15 protein-coding genes and 1 pseudogene are annotated in these 19,519 nt (G+C 64.2%); 2 read left to right on the top strand and 14 right to left on the bottom strand.

Going from position 1 to position 19,519, the window contains the following annotated elements:
* Positions 1 to 593: 593 nt before the first annotated feature.
* From ppgK to FK267_RS02960, 4 genes are all read right to left on the bottom strand, one after another.
* Positions 594 to 1,361: a polyphosphate--glucose phosphotransferase gene (gene ppgK, locus FK267_RS02975; RefSeq protein WP_141406223.1), complete on the bottom strand. Its 768-nt coding sequence runs from the start codon at positions 1,359 to 1,361 to the stop codon at positions 594 to 596.
* Positions 1,362 to 1,475: 114 nt separating this feature from the next.
* Complete coding sequence (locus FK267_RS02970; RefSeq protein ID WP_141406221.1) at positions 1,476 to 3,470, bottom strand: OPT family oligopeptide transporter; 1,995 nt, start codon at positions 3,468 to 3,470, stop codon at positions 1,476 to 1,478.
* Between the two features lie 158 nt (positions 3,471 to 3,628).
* Complete coding sequence (locus tag FK267_RS02965; protein ID WP_256694853.1) at positions 3,629 to 4,621, bottom strand: NAD(P)-dependent oxidoreductase; 993 nt, start codon at positions 4,619 to 4,621, stop codon at positions 3,629 to 3,631.
* Between the two features lie 19 nt (positions 4,622 to 4,640).
* Positions 4,641 to 5,870 carry an MFS transporter gene (locus tag FK267_RS02960; protein WP_075379505.1) on the bottom strand — a complete coding sequence of 410 codons (1,230 nt, stop codon included), beginning with the start codon at positions 5,868 to 5,870 and terminating at the stop codon, positions 4,641 to 4,643.
* Between the two features lie 127 nt (positions 5,871 to 5,997).
* On the opposite strand from FK267_RS02960, the gene FK267_RS02955 reads away from it, so the two are divergent.
* A complete protein-coding gene (locus FK267_RS02955) occupies positions 5,998 to 6,324 on the top strand; it encodes an ArsR/SmtB family transcription factor (RefSeq protein WP_009407650.1) in 327 nt (108 codons plus the stop codon).
* A 180-nt stretch (positions 6,325 to 6,504) separates the two neighbouring features.
* Here FK267_RS02955 and FK267_RS02950 read toward each other — a convergent pair whose 3' ends face one another.
* The 4 genes from FK267_RS02950 to FK267_RS02940 form a co-directional block, all read right to left on the bottom strand.
* The gene (locus tag FK267_RS02950; protein WP_141406219.1) at positions 6,505 to 8,049 is read right to left on the bottom strand and encodes a glycosyltransferase family 2 protein; all 1,545 of its coding nucleotides are present in this window, start codon (positions 8,047 to 8,049) and stop codon (positions 6,505 to 6,507) included.
* 55 nt (positions 8,050 to 8,104) lie between these two features.
* Positions 8,105 to 9,370, bottom strand: a complete 1,266-nt coding sequence (locus tag FK267_RS02945) for a polysaccharide deacetylase family protein (RefSeq protein ID WP_141406217.1) — start codon at positions 9,368 to 9,370, stop codon at positions 8,105 to 8,107.
* Positions 9,371 to 9,744: 374 nt separating this feature from the next.
* Complete coding sequence (locus FK267_RS13390; protein ID WP_010614290.1) at positions 9,745 to 9,903, bottom strand: hypothetical protein; 159 nt, start codon at positions 9,901 to 9,903, stop codon at positions 9,745 to 9,747.
* A 334-nt stretch (positions 9,904 to 10,237) separates the two neighbouring features.
* Positions 10,238 to 11,326, bottom strand: a complete 1,089-nt coding sequence (locus FK267_RS02940; protein WP_141406216.1) for a DUF4238 domain-containing protein — start codon at positions 11,324 to 11,326, stop codon at positions 10,238 to 10,240.
* 1,269 nt (positions 11,327 to 12,595) lie between these two features.
* Between FK267_RS02940 and FK267_RS13580 the strand changes: the two are divergent.
* Positions 12,596 to 13,987 (top strand): annotated as a pseudogene (locus tag FK267_RS13580) (IS1380 family transposase).
* 334 nt (positions 13,988 to 14,321) lie between these two features.
* Here FK267_RS13580 and FK267_RS02910 read toward each other — a convergent pair.
* From FK267_RS02910 to FK267_RS13830, 6 genes are all read right to left on the bottom strand, one after another.
* Positions 14,322 to 16,271: a DUF3732 domain-containing protein gene (locus FK267_RS02910; RefSeq protein WP_039775557.1), complete on the bottom strand. Its 1,950-nt coding sequence runs from the start codon at positions 16,269 to 16,271 to the stop codon at positions 14,322 to 14,324.
* A gap of 2 nt (positions 16,272 to 16,273) precedes the next feature.
* Positions 16,274 to 16,777, bottom strand: a complete 504-nt coding sequence (locus FK267_RS13835; protein WP_370538942.1) for a three component ABC system middle component — start codon at positions 16,775 to 16,777, stop codon at positions 16,274 to 16,276.
* Positions 16,761 to 17,966: an ABC-three component system protein gene (locus FK267_RS02905; protein WP_170198572.1), complete on the bottom strand. Its 1,206-nt coding sequence runs from the start codon at positions 17,964 to 17,966 to the stop codon at positions 16,761 to 16,763. Before FK267_RS02905 ends, FK267_RS13835 begins: the two co-directional genes overlap by 17 nt.
* A gap of 213 nt (positions 17,967 to 18,179) precedes the next feature.
* Positions 18,180 to 18,302, bottom strand: a complete 123-nt coding sequence (locus tag FK267_RS13740; protein WP_269781167.1) for a hypothetical protein — start codon at positions 18,300 to 18,302, stop codon at positions 18,180 to 18,182.
* Positions 18,303 to 18,725: 423 nt separating this feature from the next.
* Positions 18,726 to 19,157, bottom strand: a complete 432-nt coding sequence (locus tag FK267_RS02895; protein WP_275886964.1) for a DDE-type integrase/transposase/recombinase — start codon at positions 19,155 to 19,157, stop codon at positions 18,726 to 18,728.
* A 12-nt stretch (positions 19,158 to 19,169) separates the two neighbouring features.
* Positions 19,170 to 19,457: an IS3 family transposase gene (locus FK267_RS13830; protein WP_010614278.1), complete on the bottom strand. Its 288-nt coding sequence runs from the start codon at positions 19,455 to 19,457 to the stop codon at positions 19,170 to 19,172.
* Positions 19,458 to 19,519 lie beyond the last annotated feature (62 nt).

Here is a 19,519-nt window from a genome sequence, read left to right as displayed (position 1 = left end):
GCCCCAACCAACCACAAACAAGTAGTCAGCCAGAACCCACAGTCAGTACAACAGTCCAGAAAACCAGACCAGGCCCAACCCAACCCCCAACAAAAAGAGAGCCAGGCAAACCAAAACAAAACAAAACCCCAAAAACCACACACAACCAAAATCATGCGCAGCCCCCAGGGCCATGGCATAAAAAACATGACACACTATCGAGTTCTCAAACAACACACCCACCGAGATTTAAGATCAGGAAGAGTTCCTTACTTGCCTCTCGAAGGCGACCGGACTAGCATAAGCAGATTGTCGTTCGGGAATCAAACTCGGATCGCGTGACCCTGATCTCTGAACTATTCTGCTTTTTCCGTACCGGTAGGATCGCTCCTTCCGGTTCGGCGTTTCCGCCGTCCGGTGCAGCCGTCGAACCGTGCGGTTGCGTCGGCAGCGAGGAGTACTATAGCCAGGCCTAACGGCCTCCTGTCAAACGACTTTCGCGCGACCTGCATCACACCTATGTTCCCAGGATGTCAGGTCTGTTCTCCCCGCTCCGACGCCTCGCTTCACCACTGCTCCGCTCGGCATTGCGGGGCGGCGAACCACGCAGCCCCTCAGGAGGCGCGGGAGGCCTGATAGGCTGCCCCCACGATGCCGGCCGTGTTGAGCAGCTGAGCCGGGACGATCGGGGTCTTGAGATCGAGCAGCGGCAGGTACTTCTCGTGCTTGCGGGAGACTCCACCACCGACGACGAACAAGTCCGGGGAGAAGAGCATCTCCACGTGGGAGTAGTAGCGCTGGAGACGCTTGGCCCACTTCTTCCAGGACAGCTCCTGTGCGGTGCGCTGCCCGGCGGAGGCCCGGCTCTCGGCGTCGTAGCCGTCAATCTCCAGGTGCCCGAGCTCGGTGTTGGGGACCAGGGTTCCGTCAACAATGACAGCCGAGCCGATCCCGGTGCCCAGGGTGGTGACGATGATGGTCCCGGGCACATCTTTGGCGGCACCGAAGGCGACCTCCGCCAGGCCTGCGGCGTCGGCATCGTTAAGTCCGGTCACCGGCCGGGCCAGATGCTCGCGCATGAGCTCGGTGAGGTTGACGCCCGTCCAGGATTTGTCGAGATTGGCAATGAAGGGGACGGTGCCGTGCACGATCGGGGCGGGCAGGGCCACGCCAACCGGGACGTCGTCGCCCACCTCGAGCTGTTCGAGGAGCTCGCGGCAGACCTCGGCAACAGCTGCGGGGGTGGACTCCTCGGGAGTGTCGATGCGGACGCGCTCACCAATGAACGTGCCCGTGGCCAGGTCGACCAGGGCGCTCTTGACGCCCGATCCGCCGATGTCGATCCCGCATGCCACGGAAACTGCTGGTGCTGTCGAAGTCATGAGGTCCTCCTGGTACTACGCGTCCTCGCGGCCGCTGCCCAGCCTAGTGCAGGGACAGCGACCGCGAGGACGGACGGAGGAACCGATGGCGGCCACAGGCCGCAGCAGCAGTGCTCAGTCGCGAGAGCTCTCCTGGCGGGCACCCCGGTAGAGGTACCACAGCGTGCCGACGAACAGCACCACACCCACCCAGGGAGCGATGCCGGCGAAGCCCTCGGGCATGATGGCCAGCGGGTCCGCCTTGCCACCGAAGGCCACGACGATCCCGGCGTAGACCACCCCGGCGAGGCTCTCGCCGACGATGAGGCCGGTCGCCATGAGCGTGCCCATGCGCTTGGCCCGCTCCGGGTTGGTGGTGCGCTCGGCCCAGCGGTCGTAGAGGTGACCGAGAGCGGCACCGATCGGGATCATGACGGTGACGGCCGTGGGCAGGTACATGCCCATGCCGACGGCGAGCGGAGGCAGGGAGTACTTGCTGGTGCGGCGCAGGATCTCGTCGATGGCGATGACGACGGCGCCGATGAGAGCGCCCAGCCCCAGCAGGCTCCAGTTGAGGTCCCCGCCGAGGACGCCCTGGACCAGGTGCTTGATGAGGTTCGCCTGGGGTGCGGCCAGAGCGTCGTCACCGGCGTCGGGTGCTCCGGCGAAGCCGAAGGCGCCCTGCATAAGGCTGAGCACCGGCGGGATGACGATGGCGCCGAAGACGACACCGATGACGAGCGCCACCTGCTGCTTCCACGGGGTGGAGTCGACGAGCTGGCCGGTCTTGAGGTCCTGGAGGTTGTCGTTCGAGATGGTGGCCACGCCGAAGACGACCGCGGTGACGAACAGGGTGTAGGCCACCAGGGTGCGGACGTCGTCGGGCGAGGAGGTCGTGGCGATGGTGCGCACGAGCGCGGCCGCGGTCACCGCCACGAGGATGCCGACGCCGGAGATCGGCGAGTTGGAGGAGCCGATGAGGCCGGCCATGTAGCCGCATACCGAGGCGACGACCAGTCCGGTCAGCAGGATGAAGAGGATGGAGACGATGATGAGGCCCGTGGCGTGGTGAGCCATGGAGGTCCCGTGCAGGAACAGCCACAGGAGCACACCGATGGGCAGCATGGAGCCGACGGTGACGCCGATGACCGTCTTCATCGACAGGTCGCGCTCGGTCAGGGGGATCTCCTCACCGGCGTCGCGCTTGGCGCTGGAGGCCAGGGACTCGCGGATACCGGTGACGATGGGGCCGAGGATCTTCAGGAAGGTCCAGATGGCGGCGATAGCGATGGCGCCGGCGCCGACGATCCGCACCTCGCTGGCGAAGGTGGCGCCCACGAAGTCGGCGAGGTCCTTGTCGGCGACCGCCGTGCCCCAGGTGCGCATCGGGAGCAGCACCCCGTAGGAGATGAGCAGGCCGACGATCATGGCGATGCCGACGCCGACGCCGACCAGGTGGCCCACGCCGGCCAGCGCCAGGGACAGGGAGGTGCCCGCCATCGTGGCGCCGGCACCGACCCGGAAGACCCCCGAGATGTCGACGCTGATGGCCTTGAGGGCGTTGAGGAAGTACAGGGCCGCCGAGGCGATGGAGCCCCGCACGATGACACCCAGTCCACGGCTGGACTCCTCGGCCCCTTCGCTGGTGTCGCCCACACGCAGGACCTCGGCGCCGGCCACGCCCTCGGGGTAGGGCAGGTCGGAGTTGGTCACGAGCGCGCGCCGTAGCGGGATGGAGTAGGTGACGCCGAGGATGCCGCCCAGGATGATGACCAGGACGGTCTGGAGGTAGGGGAATCCGGTCCACCAGCCCACGATGATGAGTCCGGGCAGCACGAAGATGATGGCGGACAGCGTCCCGGCCGCCGAGGCGATCGTCTGGACGATGTTGTTCTCCTGGATCGTGTGATCGGAGAAGCGGCGCAGGATCGCCATGGAGATGACGGCGGCCGGGATCGAGGTGGCGAAGGTGAGTCCCACCTTGAGGCCGAGGTAGACGTTCGCCGCGGTGAAGATGAGCGTGATGATGCCGCCGATGATGATGCCGCGGGCAGTCAGCTCCTTGACCGGGCCGGAGCCGGCACTGGACGGCTTCGCCGCAGCGGAGCCGCGTGAGGTTGTTGTGGACATGGTGAGATCTCTCGATGTCGGGATGATTCCGGGGTGAGAGTAGCACCGTGTCCGAAAACGATCGTTAACAGCTCATTCGATGCACAACGGATCAGGGCGGCCGTCGTCGTCCTCAACACTTCGACCGAATCTTCAAAAACGACGCGGCTCCGGGTCTGTTATGAAGTTTTGGTCGAAGTCGAGAGCCCAGCCAGGTAGGAGGCGGCCATGTCCTCGTGAGCGTGGCCGGCCTCGGCGACACGGTCGAGCCGGGCGGAGAAGGCCTCCATGCCATCGAGCCTCAAGCCGGCTTCGCGGGCGAGCTCGAGGATGAGGTGGGCGTCCTTGCCGGAGGTATTGACGGCGAAGTTGGCCGGACTCAAGGCGCCCCGTTCAACGAGGTCGGCCTTGATGCGCAGGAAGGGCAGGTCCAGGCCACCGCCGTCGAGCACCTCGAAGAACTGGGCCGGGGGCACACCGATCGCCTTCGCCAGGGTGACGATCTCACCGGCGGCGTTGGACACGGCGATGACCCAGGAGTTGACGACCAGCTTGAGGCGGGTCGAGGTGGCGGCGGCACCGTCCTCGCCGGTCCACACAGTGCGCGACCCGACGGCGTCCAGGACCGGGGTGACCAGCTCACGGCCGGAGGCAGGGCCGGCGGTCATGATGACGAGGGTGCCGGACTCGGCGGGCTGGCGGGTCCCGGAGACGGGTGAGTCGTAGAAGAGGGCCCCGGCGGACTCCGCGATGGCGGCCAGGCCGGCCACATCATCAGGGCCGACAGTGGTCATCTGCAGCCAGGCGGCGCCGGGGCGCATGGCGGGGGCGGTCTCACGCATGACTTCGGCGACGGCGGCGCCGTCGAAGAGCATGGTGATGACGACGTCGGCCCCCTCGACGGCGGCGGTAGCGGTGGGGGCGACCTCGATGCCGTCGTCGGCCAGGGGCTGGGCACGTGAGATCGTGCGGTTCCAGGCGCGCACGGCGTGGCCGGCGCCGGCGATGTTGCGCGCCATCGCCGAGCCCATGATTCCGGTGCCGAGTACGGCTACAGTCAGGTGAGACATGCTTCTCCCTTGATTTTCTCTGATCGAGCTTTGTTGACCTGTCCGTGGTCGGCCACCCGCCTGGGCGCCCCCGGCACCCAGGCGGGTGACCGTCCTTCGCACACGACCATAGGCACCCGAGTCACTCGGAATTCAGGGCGCCGGCGATCCTGTACAGCGCAATCGCCAGGAGAAATGCGAGACCAGTCATGAGGCTGGGGCCCCAGAAGCCGGGGAGTCGGGTGAGAAGGTCTCCGCCGACGGCGCCGGCGACCGTGGCGCCGAGGTACATCGCCGTGTTCGACAGTGAGGAGACGGTTCCTCGCGCCTGGCCGGCGTGGGCCTGCAGCTGCCCCATGAGAACCGGCAGGAGGAAGCCGGCGACGACCAGGGCCACTGCGAAGGCGATGACAGCACCCCACATGGTGTGCGCAATGAGCGGCATCGCCGCGGCCAGGAGGTAGAACGCACCCTGGACGAGAATGCCGGCCCACAGTGACCGCCGCTCACCGACCCTTGCAACGAGCCGCGGACCGAGGATCGACCCCAGCGCAGTTCCCAGTCCGATCATCATCATGGCCTTCCCGATAGCGGTCTGCGAGGCACCGAAGTCCTTGGCCAACCAGGAGCCGATGAAGGAGAACGAGGCGTAGTTGCCGGTCTGGAACACGAGGTAGGCGAGGAGCGACCACCGCAACACCCGAGAGCCGAGGACCCTCCGGTAGGAGCCGACGACGTCGACGGACTCCCCCACCGGGCGCACGTGCGGGAACGCAAGGAAGAGAAGTCCCCACAGGACAACGCTGACCGCCGCGACCACGAAGAACGGCAGCTGCCACCCTCTGACCGACAGGTAGGAGCCGATCGGCACGCCGGCCACCTGAGCAACGGCCAGTCCCGCGGTCGCGTAGCCCATGACCGTGATGATGGATGGCCGGGGCACCGTCATTGGGATGGAGGCCCAGATCTGGGAGCTGACGAAGGCGGCGCTCACGCCAGCCAGGAAGCGGGCGGCGACCATGCTCCAGAAGCTCCAGACCAGACCGCACGCGCAGGTAAGAACGGCGAAGGCCGCCAGGCCGGAGAGGATGACCCGCCGTCGGTCGTGGCGGTCAGAGACGGGGCCGGCCACGAGGGCGAACAGCGCGTACCCCAAGGCATAGGCGGAGACCAGCCAGCCTGCGCGGGACAGGGGGACGTCAAGCTCGCGCTGAAGCAGGGGCAGCAGGGGCGCGACGAGGAAGGTGTCGGTCCCGATGGCGAACATGGTGAAGAAGGACAGCCACCCCATGGTGGAGACGCGAGCACTCTTCGACGGCACCCTCTCCTCATCCGCGGACGCACGCGTTGAGACACGAGCTTCTTCAGTCATCTCAAACCTCCTTAGTTCGATGTTTGACGTACTAAGAATTATTCGAGACGCTATCGTTGTCAACCCCGTTTCGGTGCGCGCCAGGACGGCGGTCGGGACAGACGAGACAGAAAGGCAGGGATGATCCGTGAAAGACAGGGAGCTCTTCCACCCCGAGGCGGCCGACATCTCCTTGGACGCGATCCTTGGCGCCCTGTCCGACCCCATCCGCCGCGACGTCCTGCGCCGGATTGCCAGCGAAGGCGCCCTGTACTGCGGTGACCTGAGCTACGACGTCGTCAAGTCCACGATGTCACACCACTTCCGGGTGCTGCGCGAGTCTGGGCTCATGCACACCGAACGAGAGGGCAAGCACCGGCGCATCACCCGGCGCGACGACGTCATCGAGCAACGCTTTCCGGGACTGCTGGCCGCCGTCGGCCTGCCCGCGGGCAAGGGACAGTGGCCGGACTGACGACCGCCCAGGCGAGCACTCTCACGGGGCCAGGACAAGCCGCCGTCGTCACCCTCAACACTTCGACCGAATCTTCAGAATCGACGCGGCTCCGGGTCTTTTCTGAAGATTCGGTCGAAGTGTTAGTGGGGCACGGGTCGAAGTAAGCGAAGTAGGACGTGAGCAGCGGGCGCGATCGCCTCACTGCGAGGTCACCTCGACCTGCTGGCGCGTGTTCCACCCCATCTTGGCGCTGGTGACCATCCCCCAGACCCGCAGGGGACGCAGAATCAGTGCGGACCACAGCGTCGCCACCGGGGACAGGAGGAGGCTGGCGTACCTCTGGGGGCCGGTGGTGTCCGAGCGCCACACGGAGATGTACCGCGAGCCCTGCGCCAGCCCGATCGCCAAAGGCACCAGCACCACCGTCGGCGGCACACCGCCGCCCAGGACGAGCGGACGCCACAGCAGCAGGTAGACGAAGACCGAGATCACCAGCCAGATCTGCATCCACCCGGTGGCCTGGCGCCACCAGCCCCACGAGAGGACCGGCAGGAAGCGGATGCGCCAGAGCCCGCGGATGAAGGAGCCGCGGAACCAGCGCTCCTGCTGGCGGTAGTGGTGGCTCCAGCGGTCGGGCATCCAGGCGAAGGCGAAGGCCGAGGGCTGCTGGACGGTCCTGCCGTGCAGCAGGGCGAAGAGGGTCAGCAAGGAGTCGTCGGAGAACTCCACGTGCCGCCCCAGGTAGCTCTCGTTCAGGTAGGTGTCGATGTTCTCGGCCAGGATGGAGCACCGGTAGGCGGCCAGGCCGCCGGAGTTGACCATGACCGAGCCGAGCTGCGACATGAAGGAGCGGTCGATGAGCTGCTGGCCGACGAAGATCACGTCAGTGACCCGGGCGAGCAGGTTCTCCCGGTTGTTGATCGCCAGGATGACACCGGCGACCGACATGACCCGGGGGTCGCTGAAAGGCTGGACGATCTCATGGAGGGCCTCGGCATCGAGCATGGAGTCGGAGTCGACGGTCACGAACAGGTCGGCGTCACGGATCTTCCTGAAACCGTGCACCTGCGCGTGGCGCTTGCCCTCATTGGGGGTGCGCTGCCAGCTGGCGTAAATGCCGGCCAGCGCCGCCTGCCGGATGAACCAGTCCCGCTCCGCCACATAGGCGCCCTGAGTGGAGCCGTCGTCGACGACGTGGATCTCGGCCGGCGGCGAGCTCTGGTGCAGCAGGGCGGAGAGCATCCGCACCACGACGTCGGGATCCTCGTTGTAGAGCGGCACGAGCACGGCAACCCGATGCGCCTCGCCGCGGCCGATGACGCGCCCCTCGAAACCGGCCACCACGAGCTGCACGGCCACGATCACGAAGAGGACATCGAAGGTCCACACGATCCACGCGTCCAGGACGTGGTGCCGACTGACCAGCACCCGCCAGCAGAGCCACCCCACCACACCGAGGACCACGACGACGGCGGGCAGGGGCCCACCGGCCCGCATGAGTGCCCGGGGCAGCCCGGTGGCGTCGGCCGATCGCTGAGCCTCATCCGGCGTCGTCACCGGGCTGCGCACAGTGACCACCCCGCCGCGCCCCGTAACCCGCCCCTCGCCGTGTCCCTCTCTTCTGTGGACCGCCCGGACCGCCCGGAGCTGCGTCCCACGCTTGAACAGCAGCTTGACCGCGAAGCAGGCCAACAGGATGACCAGGCAGATCAGCAGCACGAGCGGGCCGAAGGACCAGGTCATAGCGTCAGTCTTTCCGTGTCGGGGTGCCAGTTCCGCTCCAGGAGGCGACGGCGCCTCAGGCCAGGGCGGGCGACTGGCTGCGCATGACCTCGGGAACCGTCTTGACGGGCAGGCCGGAGTCAGCCACTCGTCTCATGAAGCGCTCGAAGCTGTCCGCCCTGATCGACTCGGGGGCGCCGTCGGTCTGCTCGTCGATGCGGTGGAAGACCATATGGGTCCAGCAGCGGTACTCCTGACATCGGGCCAGCGCCTTCTCGACCTGGGACTCGGTGGTGTAGGAGCCGCAGTAGAAGACGCGCAGCCGAAACGGGTCCCCCGGCGCGAGGGTCTCCGGGGTGTTCTCGATGGTGCGCATCGAGGTGAAGTAGTCCTGGGAGGTGCGCAGCACGAGGTCGTTGTACCGCCCCATGGGCAGGGCGAAGTGGGCGGCGCCCTCGGGGTAGCCGTGCTCGAGGAGGAAGGATCTGATCGTCTCGAACTCCTGGCGCACCCCCGCCTCGTCGAGGGTGGTGAGATCGGTGGAGGCGTGGGCAGCGATGTCCCAGCCGTGACGCTCGCGCATCTCGGTGAGCTGGGCGGTGCTCATGCGGCCGGGCAGCCCGACCTTGTCAGCGATGACGTAGGAGGTCGCCGCGCCGATGCCGCAGTCCTGCATGATCGCCCGGGCCGTCTTGTAGTCGCTGTCGTAGCCGTCGTCGAAGGAGATGGAGACGATGCCGCTGGCGGCCGACGGCAGGGTGGCCAGGTAGCCGAGCCACAGGCGGCTCGAGGACGAGTCGGAGGCGGGGACGATCTTCAGGCGCACTCGCGTCACCCGGTCCAGCCGAGGATGGCCGACGACGGCGCGCTCGGCGGCCCGGTTGACGGTCACCCGGCACCAGGTACCGGTGCGCAGCGTGCGCATGTCGGGAGCCACGTCCAGGCGCAGGCAGTCCTCGCCCTGACCGCCGAGCTCGAGCTGGATGCTCTCGATCTGACGGTAGTCCTCGGCACGCAGCCACAGATCCCACTGGCAGTCGGTCATGTCGATGCCCGACAGGGTCAGGTCCGCACTGGTGGGGCGGCCGGAGTCACCGGTGGTGGTGATCTCCAGCGACTGGCTCCCATGGGAGTGGGTGGAGGTGTCGGGGCGGATGGAGCCGTGTGGGGATGAGAGGGTCCAGGCGCGCGGGTCCTGCATATCCGATAGCACCTGCGAGGGCGCCGCGGGAGGGCCGGCGGCCGGGGCCGGGGAGGCGTGAGCCGCCGTCTGCAGCTCAGGTAGAAGAGTGCTCGAGGCGGCCAGGGCGAGACCGCCCACGAGAAAGCTGCGGCGCCTCATCACATCATGCTGCGGCAAGGTTCTTCTCCAGTTAACAGTCCACTCGGTTGGTTTCCTGTCCAGGATACGCACGAGATCGCCGCCACCGCAGACAAAAGTCGAGGACACCCGCCCGCGACGGCCTGCCACATCGTGCTACCTGGTCTTCAAGTCCCCGCAGATCCGCACGCCTACGCCAACCGACGCCGACCAGCACCGACCCCGAGTGAGGGAGATCACCTCCACGCCGTCAGCCAGAAAAGAGGTCTGCCCCGCCAGTTTCCTGGCGGGACAGACCCGTGGAGGATTATTCACAGCATCCGTCAAAGGCGCTGTGACCTGTGCAGATACCGACATCGGCTAGCCCTGTGAATAAGCCTCCTGAGGTGGTGGCCCTAGCTGTTGTGGGTCATGAGGTTGTAGTCATGGGGGCAGCGGGGCCTGCGCAGGGACATCGGAAGCCGGCCCGGCCGATCCCTGAGCTCCTTGACGGCCGGGTGGGGACGCCGGACGATCTGGCGCAGCGGAACCTGCTCCTGGGGCTCCTGCGGCACTACGACAGGCTCTCGCGTCTCGGCCGGCGCCGGGGAAGGCTCCGGAGTCCCTGGTCTTGCAGGACTCCCTGCACGGCATGGTCGTGGAGCAGGTGGCCTCTCGGCCTTCTCGGCCTCACCCGGGTACCTGCCGTGCTCGACGTAATACCTGCCCGCCTCCGTGAGCTCGGCCGTCCCTTCCCGCCCGGGCGGCGGACCTTGACGTGGCCGCGCGCCGCCAGCGCGGCGGCGCTCAGCTTCATCTCCGGCCGCGGCAGGTCCTGGGAGCCTCCGGCGGCGAGCCAGTCAGCACCTCACGCTGGGCGTCGTTGACGGGCCGGGGTGGCATAGTGGACTACCTGCGTTGATCGTTGGAGTGTGCTCTCAACCGGATCGTCGATCCGTCGGTGGCCAAGAAGCAGCTCACAGGTAAGCGCCGCGCGGTTCGGGCGAACCGGAAGTCGATACGAGAGTCGAGCTCTGTCACACCCTCGAACCGGTCCAGCAACCACTCGTCGAGATCCAGTGGCTCGTCATGCAGGAGCTTGTCCACTGGCGCATGTAGACCCGCGAGAACCAAGGTGTCGATATTGAAGGGCCACTGGCCTAGGACCTTCTCGATTTGGGAGGGGCCGAAAGTCGACAAGTCCGTGGCAGAGATGGACTCGATAGCAGCTTCTGTACCTGCGACGAAGTCCTGCGCACACTGACATAGACAGCGGTTCAGGTCGACCGAAGACCCGGCCGACCGAGCGTGCACTAGGGGCACCTGCCACGTCCCGTCGACAGATCGGGTCGCGAGGACACGCTCTGTCACAGGCATCAACTCCAGGATGTGGCGACGACCCACCGGCAGCATGAAGCCCACGCGCTCCGGCTCCTCGTCGGGGTCGGAAAGCAAGTCGAAGCCAAACCCGAGATCCGGGATGACAATATCCCCATCCAGTTCGAAGACGTACCATTCGCAGACAATCGCTCGTGCAGCGAACCTGTTCATCTCGACCAGGCGATTCAAATTCAAGTTCGTCTTGTCAAACAAATCGGGAGCTTCAGTCTGCGGGTCCTCTACGCCTTCCTCCTTCAGACGCGCGACAATTCTCGCCTCGTATGAGCGATCCCGAGCGAAGGTTGCGGCAACGAAGGGCACGAGGATTCGGATCCAGTCCGAGGCGCTGAGGGTTCCGGCGATGAGATCGTCCAGAACCCGGGGCAACTGCGGCTCGTACGCGTCCCACAACTTGTCGATGGCGCGCCCCTGCGAGGTCTGGAAGAAGTCCTGGTCGACGTCGTACAGACGCTTCTTGTACCCGATGGAAGCCGCCGTCGTAACCCGGCCGGGGGTATGGCGACTCACGACGTGAAGCCTGCGCTGACGAAGCGGTCCACTCTCGTCTTCGGAAAAACGCCCGAGCAGGGCCGCTGGGATGAAGTGATCCTTAGCCATGCAGTGACTCCTCGCAGACTTGGCCTGAACCCGGTAACGAGACTATCAGCGGACCACGCAGACGACCCCGTCCAACGCGATGCATCTCGATGACGTCCTCACCTGGATTCAAAACAGCAACAAGGCCCGATCCGACCCATTGATGATAGCAAAGGTTCGAGCCGTGTGCGTAGGGTGGACCTACGTGGGGAGTTTGACAACTTTGGCTCCGCCGACGAACCGTGTGTTCTCGCTGGTCACGAGGGGTCTACCGGACGTCAAAGCGGCCCTCGGAACCCTGTGTTGCGGACTCTCGGGGCCAGGCTGTCCGCTCACTTGGGATGACTCAAACTCTTCTGACTGACGCCGAAGTCGACCAGCTGATCGCTGCCTACGAGGCCGGCGCGACCCTGCGGGGGCTGGCCAAGCAGCTCCATATCAACCGCCTCACCGCGGCAGCTCATCTCGCACGCCGCGGTGTCCCTGTTCGCCGCGCGGGTCTGGACTCTGTGCAGGCTAAGGAAGCCGCCCGGCTGTACCAAGCTGGTTGGACGCTCGTGCAGTTGGGCCGTCGGTTCGAGTTCGATGTGCAAACCGCGCGTCGAACTATCGCACGTCAGGGAGTGACGATCCGGCCAGTGGGACGACCACGCCGGCGTGACACGAAGTGCAGCTCAGCAGCGTGAGTTGGTGGCGACCCGCCTCCGGTCCTGCGGTCGCACCGCCTGGGCTACCATCCGCTCACGCATGATCGCTCGCACGAGGCGGAACAGGCTGATGGTGCCGTTGAGAATCAACTTGAAGGCATTCCAGCTGCCCCACGGCACCACCAAGTGCAACCATCGGGCGCCCCACGGTCGGTCAGGATCGTGCACACGTTGGCGATGGCAAGGTACGGGACACTTACGAGCATCGCCGGGATGCCCCACTTCAGCCCTCGCCGGCTTCGCGTAGCTGCGAGCGGTTGCTCGGCATGTAGTGCTGGAAGAAGCCATGGACGTGGATGCTGAACATCCAGAAGGATCGGAACGTGATCGGGCTCTGTCGTCACACGTGCTACTCCGTCGAGGAGGCAGTACGTGGATGAGCGCCAGTAGGCCGTCCCAAAGGACCCGCAAGAGAGGAGAACCTACCTCACCTACTAGTGTAAGCCAACATCCAGTAGGAACCCCCCTCGCTTTAGCCTCGGGTTTTCATTGTTGAGGTGTTGAAAGTGGGGTGAAGGTGCTTTTTTTCCTGGGATAATGCGGATTGCTTAGGTCCGTGCATGACCAGGAGAGGAGCACCTTGGTGGTGAAGAATAGCGGGTTGTACCCGTCTGTGGTGGCGGAGTCGGGGGACGTGCCTGCGGTGGGGCTGGCCGGGGCTAGGCTGCTGACCGAAACCATACGGGTCACGAGCCTGGACGCCTCGCTGTCGAAGGTTCTGTCGTCGTGGCGGGGCCCCTGGGCGGTGCACGACCCGGGCAAGATCATCTTGGATCTGGCGGTGTACGTGGCCCTGGGCGGCCGGTGCCTGTCGGATGTGGCCCTGCTGCGATGCCAGGGGGAGGTCTTCGGGACGGTGGCCTCCGACCCCACAGTCTGTCGGCTGGTGGGGACCCTGGCCGACCACGTCGAGGCGGTCGAGGCCACCGTGAACCGGGCCCGCACAGTGGTGCGGCAGCGGGCGTGGGCCCTGGCCGGAGCGGACGCCCCCACGGCTGGTGTCTGGGCGGCCCACCCGTTGGTGATCGACGTCGACGCCACCCTGGTTAATGTGCACTCAGAGAAAGAGGGTGCGGCCCCGACCTTCAAGAAGGGGTTCGGCTACCACCCCCTGACCGCCTGGATCGACCACGGAACCGGCCAAGGTGGGGGTGAGTGCGCGGTGATCATGCTGCGGCCCGGTAACGCCGGGTCGAACACCGCCACCGACCACGTCGAGATCATCCGCCGAGCCCTGGACCAGGCCGGACTGGGGCCCCGGCCCGGGCGGCGGGTCCTGGTGCGAGCTGACGGGGCCGGAGGCGCGAAGGAGACCATCGAGCTCCTGGCCCGCCGGCGGGTGTCCTACAGCGTGGGGTTCACCCAGCCGGACCACACGCCGCAGATCTAAGACACCATCCCCGAGGCCGCATGGACCCCCGCGTACAACACCGACGGTGAGCCCAGGCAGGGTGCGGACGTCGCTGAGACCCGCCGACCTGCTGGACCTGACCGCCTGACCCAAGGGGATGCGGGTGATCCTGCGCCGCGAGCTACCCCACCAGGGCGCCCAGCTGCGCTTCGAGGACGTGGGCGGCTACCGGCTCACCGCCTTCGCCACCAACACAAAAGTGGGCCAGCTCGCCGACCTCGAGGTCCGCCACCGGCTACGGACCCGCTGCGAGGACCGCATCCGCTGCGCGAAAGACACCGGACGTGACCGATTCCCCTTGCAGGGGTTCGCTCAGAACCGTACCTGGTGCCTGATCGTGGCCCTGGCCTGCGACCTGCTGGCCGTCTCCCAGCTGCTCGCCCTGGCCGACGCCCCCCCGCCCGCGCCTGGGAACCCCGCACGATCCGGTTGCGGCTGATGGCCATCCCCGCCGCCATCACCCACCATGCCCGCCGCACCGTCCTGCGCTACAAGGCCGACCATCCCTGGACCGACCTCCTGCTTGCCGGGCTCGGGCACCTCCAGGCACTCCCCGCCCCGTAGACACGCGGAACTCATCTCCTGCCCGCCACGATCCTGAAGGAACCCCCTGGCCCCTGGAAAGGCCCGACCACCGCGAGGCGACACGCGGCAGACCGCCACACCCAACCAGCATAATCAACCCCACGACACCGGCAACGACGCCACCCAAACCCACTCAACCAGACCACGAAAGATCGAGGTTAGGCTCGAGCAGCCTAGGAAAGGAGCACCGCAAACTGCAGTAGCCCCAGACAGGGCGGAAGGTGCAGATCCCTCTACTCTTCGACTTCACTTCGGGCTAGGCGGGCCGACCACGGCCGCTTCCGTACAGTAGGAGCACCCGCCGCTCTATGATTTAGGCCCCGTCGTCCTCCAGCCAGTCGGTGGGGATGAGGGCAACACCGTTTCGCCAGTTTTCGATGACTGCGTCTTGGAACCAGTCGTCTGCGAGGTTTGCGTGGTCACACACGATGATCTGTAGGTCACCGTTAAGTGCCGCTACGACATCTCGCATCAGTGTGAACTGTCTTCGGACTGCTTCCCAATCAGCGTTCTCATCGGCAGCAGCGTCAATGACCTCTTCGGGGAAGAAGGCTTGCGTCGGTTGATCGAACATGAGGAACCGCGGAACAGGCCGGCTCTTCAGTACGAACCAGTGGTGGAGAGCGAGGTAAGCGACGAGGTGATATCCGACCCAGTTCTCGGCGCTTCCCATGCGGCCGAGTGGGACGCGCCCACCAGGTCGCTGAACGGCGACGGTCAGCTCAACTGGGTCAAGGCGGACGTAGTGCTCCGAACCCTCTAGCTGAAGGTAGCGCGCATAGTCCGTCATCAGTTCGGACACCGAGTCAATGGCGGTACGAAGGGCGGCGGCGGGATCCTCCCGCTCGCTAATATACTCCAGCCGCGCCAGTTGATCGCGATACCGCCGTTCAGCGTTTCGCAGTTCAGCCAGGTCAGCAGCGATATCGACGCCGCGTTCGAGTTCCTGGCTAACCCGACCTTGAAGGAATGCGATTCGTTCCCGCCGCTCACGGCCCGCTGCAATTGCAGCTTCTTGCTGCGCAACAGCATCAAGTTCGACGACGTTCTCTCGGAGTGCCTCCACAAGTGGTTCACGGCTGGCCACTAAACGCTCGATTGTCGACCGGCGTCGAGAAGAGACCCCCTTTGACGCCTTGAGACGAGTCTCCAGTGCGTTCAAGAGCGATCGTAATTCATCCACGGTCTCGTCTGGGTGGTCTAGACCTTGATCACACAGCGGGCAGACGCTAACGTCTCCGTCAGCCAGCGCAGACTTTGGGACGAGCAGGTCGAGTGCACGAAGCCTGGCAGTTTGATACTGGACTTCGGCCTGTGAGTCACTCTGCTCTTTCTGCAATTTGTCAAGGAGTTCCAGTTGATCATCAACTTCACGGATTCGAGTCCGGATCGTTCGACCTTCTTCCGCGAGTTCTCTCCTTCGGCGCGAGCCCTCTGACTCTTCAACAGGAACGCTATCGGGTCGATACGCCAAGATGCCCTCCAGCACCCCGCGCAACCCCTCCCTGGGGCTGATTCCCGCATCGGCAGGCAGTACGCCGAGACTGACCGCAGACTGAATCAAGTGGGTGACTCGACTGTCCTGCTGGTCGAGGTCGGCTTCGGCGGCTCGGATGCTGCTTTGGATTCGCCGCAAAGTTCGACGGGTCGCTACGAGTTGGCGCCTCAGTGCGCCTTGCTCAGGCGTCGCTGCCCCCAGGAAGTACGGAAGTGTGTCGCGGATTGTCGTCTTGATGTTGTTCTCCACCTGTCGATGAAAGAGCACATCACGACTCGCTATTTCCCCTTGATTCTGGAAACAGTAGAAGAGTGCTTGCCGAACGGAAACATCAAAGGACTGCCTAAGCGAGCCGGCTTCGGGATCGATAGTGAAAGAGTCGATTCCGAGCCGTTCAGTGAGAGTATCCTTCACGACCACAGTGTCGGCATTAACTGCCAGTTCGTCGAAAGTCGGTGCGGTAAGATCAAGACCGCCCGTACGAACCATCGCCTTATTAGTACTGGCACCCTCTGGGTTCGGTCGACAGATCAGCACGCGTTCGCCTGCAAACTGAACAATGACATAGTACCAGGATGAATGGCTGCTGATAACTCCAGTCGGGATTGTTACCGTGTTTCTTCCCAGGCAATATTCGACGATGTCAAGTATTGCAGATTTGCCCGTCTTCGACTTTCCAGTCAGGATATTTAGGGCGCCTACATGGAACTCGACATCACGACGCTTCCCTGACCTACTGAACACCCCCAAGGAAACGATGTGCATGATCAGCCTCCAATCCCGAGCAGTTCAAATGCCATGTGAATTTCAATAGCGTTAAACCATTGCCCACAAATACGCGCCGCCTTGACGGAAGCGCTCAACTCGGTGGGCCATTGCGACGTAAGACTCTCCGGTCTAGCGAGCGCTACAAGGCTGGGTCCGTCAAGTCCGAGTCGCCCCGCTCGCAGGCCATGACGGATAGCCCGCTTGGTTGGCAGCGCCATGTTCGCCACGCGATACTCCATATCCGCAAGCAAGTCGTAATTCCGTACCGCCCAACGAGCCAGGGTGATCCGTCGATCCCGGGGCAGCCTGTCGCGTGTCCCCGGGTGCAGGGTAAGCGGCAAGATGAGGTAAGCAGCGGGCCACGCGAGGCCCGCGGTGCCTTGCTGTTCTTTTGCCCAGCAGGCGTTGACAAGCAACTCCGAGGTCAAGACCACATTGAAGAGCGCCGTAGCCTCTGGCGTCCGAACTGGAGGTGGCGCCGAAACTTCAGGTGGATGAAACATGGCCAAGTAGCACCTCCAACTTTGATTCAAAGTCCGGATGCCAGCCAACCCGATATCCGAGTTCGCCATCGGCGAGTGCGTGGAACATTCCACGGTTGAACCATGGTTCGTCAAATCGGTCTCGGAGACGCGCTCGCGATTCCCTCGCCAGCTCCTCTAGAATCTCTTGGCCGACGACATCGTGGTCGCTCCGCCCCTCCCGGTTCATGGCGGCGACTCGCGAATCGAAAGTGTGTTCCCACTCGTCGTGGAGGCGAAAGGCAAATCGGTCGAGTTCAGTCTCCGCCAAGAGTTGATGGCGAAGCCAAAACGAGCGTTGAGTAAATGATCGATGATAATCTCGGATCGCTTTCCAAAGGCGGTTGTCATCTAACGCGATCCAGAGGAGCTGTTGCACAAACGGGCGATCACTATAGAGATCAGAGACCGACTCATCGTACTCTTGCATGATAGCCGGATCGATAGGCAAGGTGTCGCTTTTCAGCTGATCTGCAATCTCCGCGACTTGCACGATCAAATCTTGACCGCTCACAGCCTCCAGCGTCCCGCTCAAGAGTTGCACTGAAATTCTTGACCACCATCCCTTGAGGAGGTTCAAGAAGACTTCGTCGCGCCCGGTAGGATATGCGTACCGGAAGGTTCGAACTAGTTCATTGTCAATGTGAATCGCTGATAGCGACCCATCACTAATAATGATGCGGTCTACCAATTCAATCCTGGCGATGTCATCCAAGTCGAGGAACTTATTACGCCACGTTTGAGTGGCTTTGCTCGTCGATGCTCTCGCCGCATCTAGCAAGGCTTCGAGCGCTACGGAAGCGTCGCGGTCCTTCCCGTCACGAAGGAAAATAAGCCCCGAGTCTTCACTGAGCGTCCGGGTCGTAACTAGGCGTAAGAGCAGTAGGTCGGATAAAGGTAAGTCCATCCAGACATTCAGAGTTCGCCAGAGGTCAACTGCTTGAGCAGTCAACGGACCATCGCCGAGTGTGTGATGCTTCAGTTGCAGGAGTTCGGTAGCTGAACCACCAACATCAAACTCGATATCATCCAAAGCTTCGAGGCGAAGTTGAGCCGCCGGCTCTGAGGTGGCACGCTTGCCCAGCTCAACGAGCGCCCACATGCACTGGTGGACGTATCCGAGAGCTTGGCCGGCAGCGCTATGGGATGACCCTTGCGCCACTGCGTTCACCTCCTTGGGAACGATCAATCTGCAATCTGATCCTATCATCTGAAGATCGCGGAGGTCCTTGACGGGCTCTCATGAAGCTGCAGGCTGGATGGAGCACGGGTCCAGGCAAGGGGTTGGTCCGCCGAAGCGGTCTCTGTAGCCCGGTGGGCGGGCCTGTGGGGGCTCTCACTATTCCGTTGGACAGTGCGGGCCCCCTTTTCTTGTGCCCTGCTGTTACAGGTCGAGGTGCCGCGTAGCCTGGTTGGCGGGGCGACGGCGCTCGTTCTCGATGGTTGGGCGGGTCAGGGTTCGCAACGCGGTTTCGGCCCGGGCACGGTCGATCTTCTTCTGCGCCATGCTCGCAGGCTGGGAGCCGAGCGGGGCCGGTCCGGTGATCTGGTACCGGTCACGGTAAGCAGCGACCACCACAGCGCGGCGTCGCCACTGCTGCCGCCCCCGCTCATCGGCTGGGATCGGACCGAGTGCTGTAACCCATGGCTCTTGCGTGTGGAGGGCGGTGTCGAGGACAGCTTCTACTCGGGTTTCGATGAGGTGACGGCGCGCGGTCAGGGCCTGCTGCATGTCGGGGGTCATGGAGCCGGTGGCTTCGGGAATCAGTCCGGCGATGAGACGCGGTGCCTGGCGTGTGCGGGCGGAGCCGGCGGGTCGGGTGGTGGCGGTGGTGGATGACGGAGACGATGTCGTCGGCGTCGGCGAACCCGCGAGCCCGAATGAGGCGTGGACTGCTAGATGTTTTTCGGACAGTGCTTGTTTTGTGCTTCAGGCTGCCTTATTCAGGTCCAGGAACTCGCTTTCAACCTCGTCGGGAGTGCGATACCCTAGGGCTGAGTGAAGACGAATATGATTGTATCTCAGCTCGATCCGCGAGGCAATATCGTTCATCGCTTTGTTCTTCGTTGGGCATACCATCCGGTATACTCTCTCATTTTTGAGCGTGGCGTTGAACGACTCCGCCCACGCATTGTCCCAGCAAACCCCCGTGCGCCCCACCGAAGGCCGAATCCCATAACCCTTGAGGTGGTTCAAGAACCTCTGAGACGTGTACTGGCTCCCCCTGTCGGAGTGAAAGAGTGTCACGCCCTCCTCGACCGGGCACCTGCGTACTGCCATGTCAATGGCCTGACACACCAGGGAGGTGTGCATGTGGTCGGCCATCGCGTACCCCACGACCTTCTTAGTACAGCAGTCCAAAACCGTCGCAAGTTAGATAAACCCGGTCCACGTCCTGACGTAGGTAATGTCCCCGCACCACTTACGTCCAGGTTCGTCAGCGGTGAAGTCCCGCCGGAGCAGGTCCGGGCGCGCATCCAGGTCTTGGGCCGGCACCATGGTTCGGACCTTTGCCCGAGGCCCGGCGGCCTGCAGCCCCAGGTCCCTCATGATGGACCGGATCGTAGACCCTTCCGCCCGGACCCCGCGCCTTTCCAGACTCACCTGAATTCGTCGGTACCCGTAGGTGCCGTCGGAGTCCTCGAAGGCGTCGTTAACCATGACTCCAAGCTCTTTTCACCTCGCAGTTGTTGCTGATTCGGGTCGGTCGCGCCAGGAGTAGT

The sequence above is a fragment of the Actinomyces oris genome (assembly GCF_006546825.1).
GTDB classification, from domain to species: domain Bacteria; phylum Actinomycetota; class Actinomycetes; order Actinomycetales; family Actinomycetaceae; genus Actinomyces; species Actinomyces oris.
The sequence above is the reverse complement of the archived record's forward strand: the minus strand, read 5'-3'. Positions and strand labels throughout refer to the sequence as shown.

Coding starts and splice junctions, on each gene's coding strand:
- FK267_RS02940 (WP_141406216.1), bottom strand. CDS start 11,326: ATGGCTAAGGATCACTTCATCCCAGCGGCCCTGCTCGGGCGTTTTTCC.
- FK267_RS13835 (WP_370538942.1), bottom strand. CDS start 16,777: ATGTTTCATCCACCTGAAGTTTCGGCGCCACCTCCAGTTCGGACGCCA.
- FK267_RS13740 (WP_269781167.1), bottom strand. CDS start 18,302: ATGGCGCAGAAGAAGATCGACCGTGCCCGGGCCGAAACCGCGTTGCGA.
- FK267_RS02945 (WP_141406217.1), bottom strand. CDS start 9,370: ATGAGGCGCCGCAGCTTTCTCGTGGGCGGTCTCGCCCTGGCCGCCTCG.
- FK267_RS13830 (WP_010614278.1), bottom strand. CDS start 19,457: ATGGTTAACGACGCCTTCGAGGACTCCGACGGCACCTACGGGTACCGA.
- ppgK (WP_141406223.1), bottom strand. CDS start 1,361: ATGACTTCGACAGCACCAGCAGTTTCCGTGGCATGCGGGATCGACATC.
- FK267_RS02970 (WP_141406221.1), bottom strand. CDS start 3,470: ATGTCCACAACAACCTCACGCGGCTCCGCTGCGGCGAAGCCGTCCAGT.
- FK267_RS02910 (WP_039775557.1), bottom strand. CDS start 16,271: ATGCACATCGTTTCCTTGGGGGTGTTCAGTAGGTCAGGGAAGCGTCGT.
- FK267_RS02950 (WP_141406219.1), bottom strand. CDS start 8,049: ATGACCTGGTCCTTCGGCCCGCTCGTGCTGCTGATCTGCCTGGTCATC.
- FK267_RS02960 (WP_075379505.1), bottom strand. CDS start 5,870: ATGACTGAAGAAGCTCGTGTCTCAACGCGTGCGTCCGCGGATGAGGAG.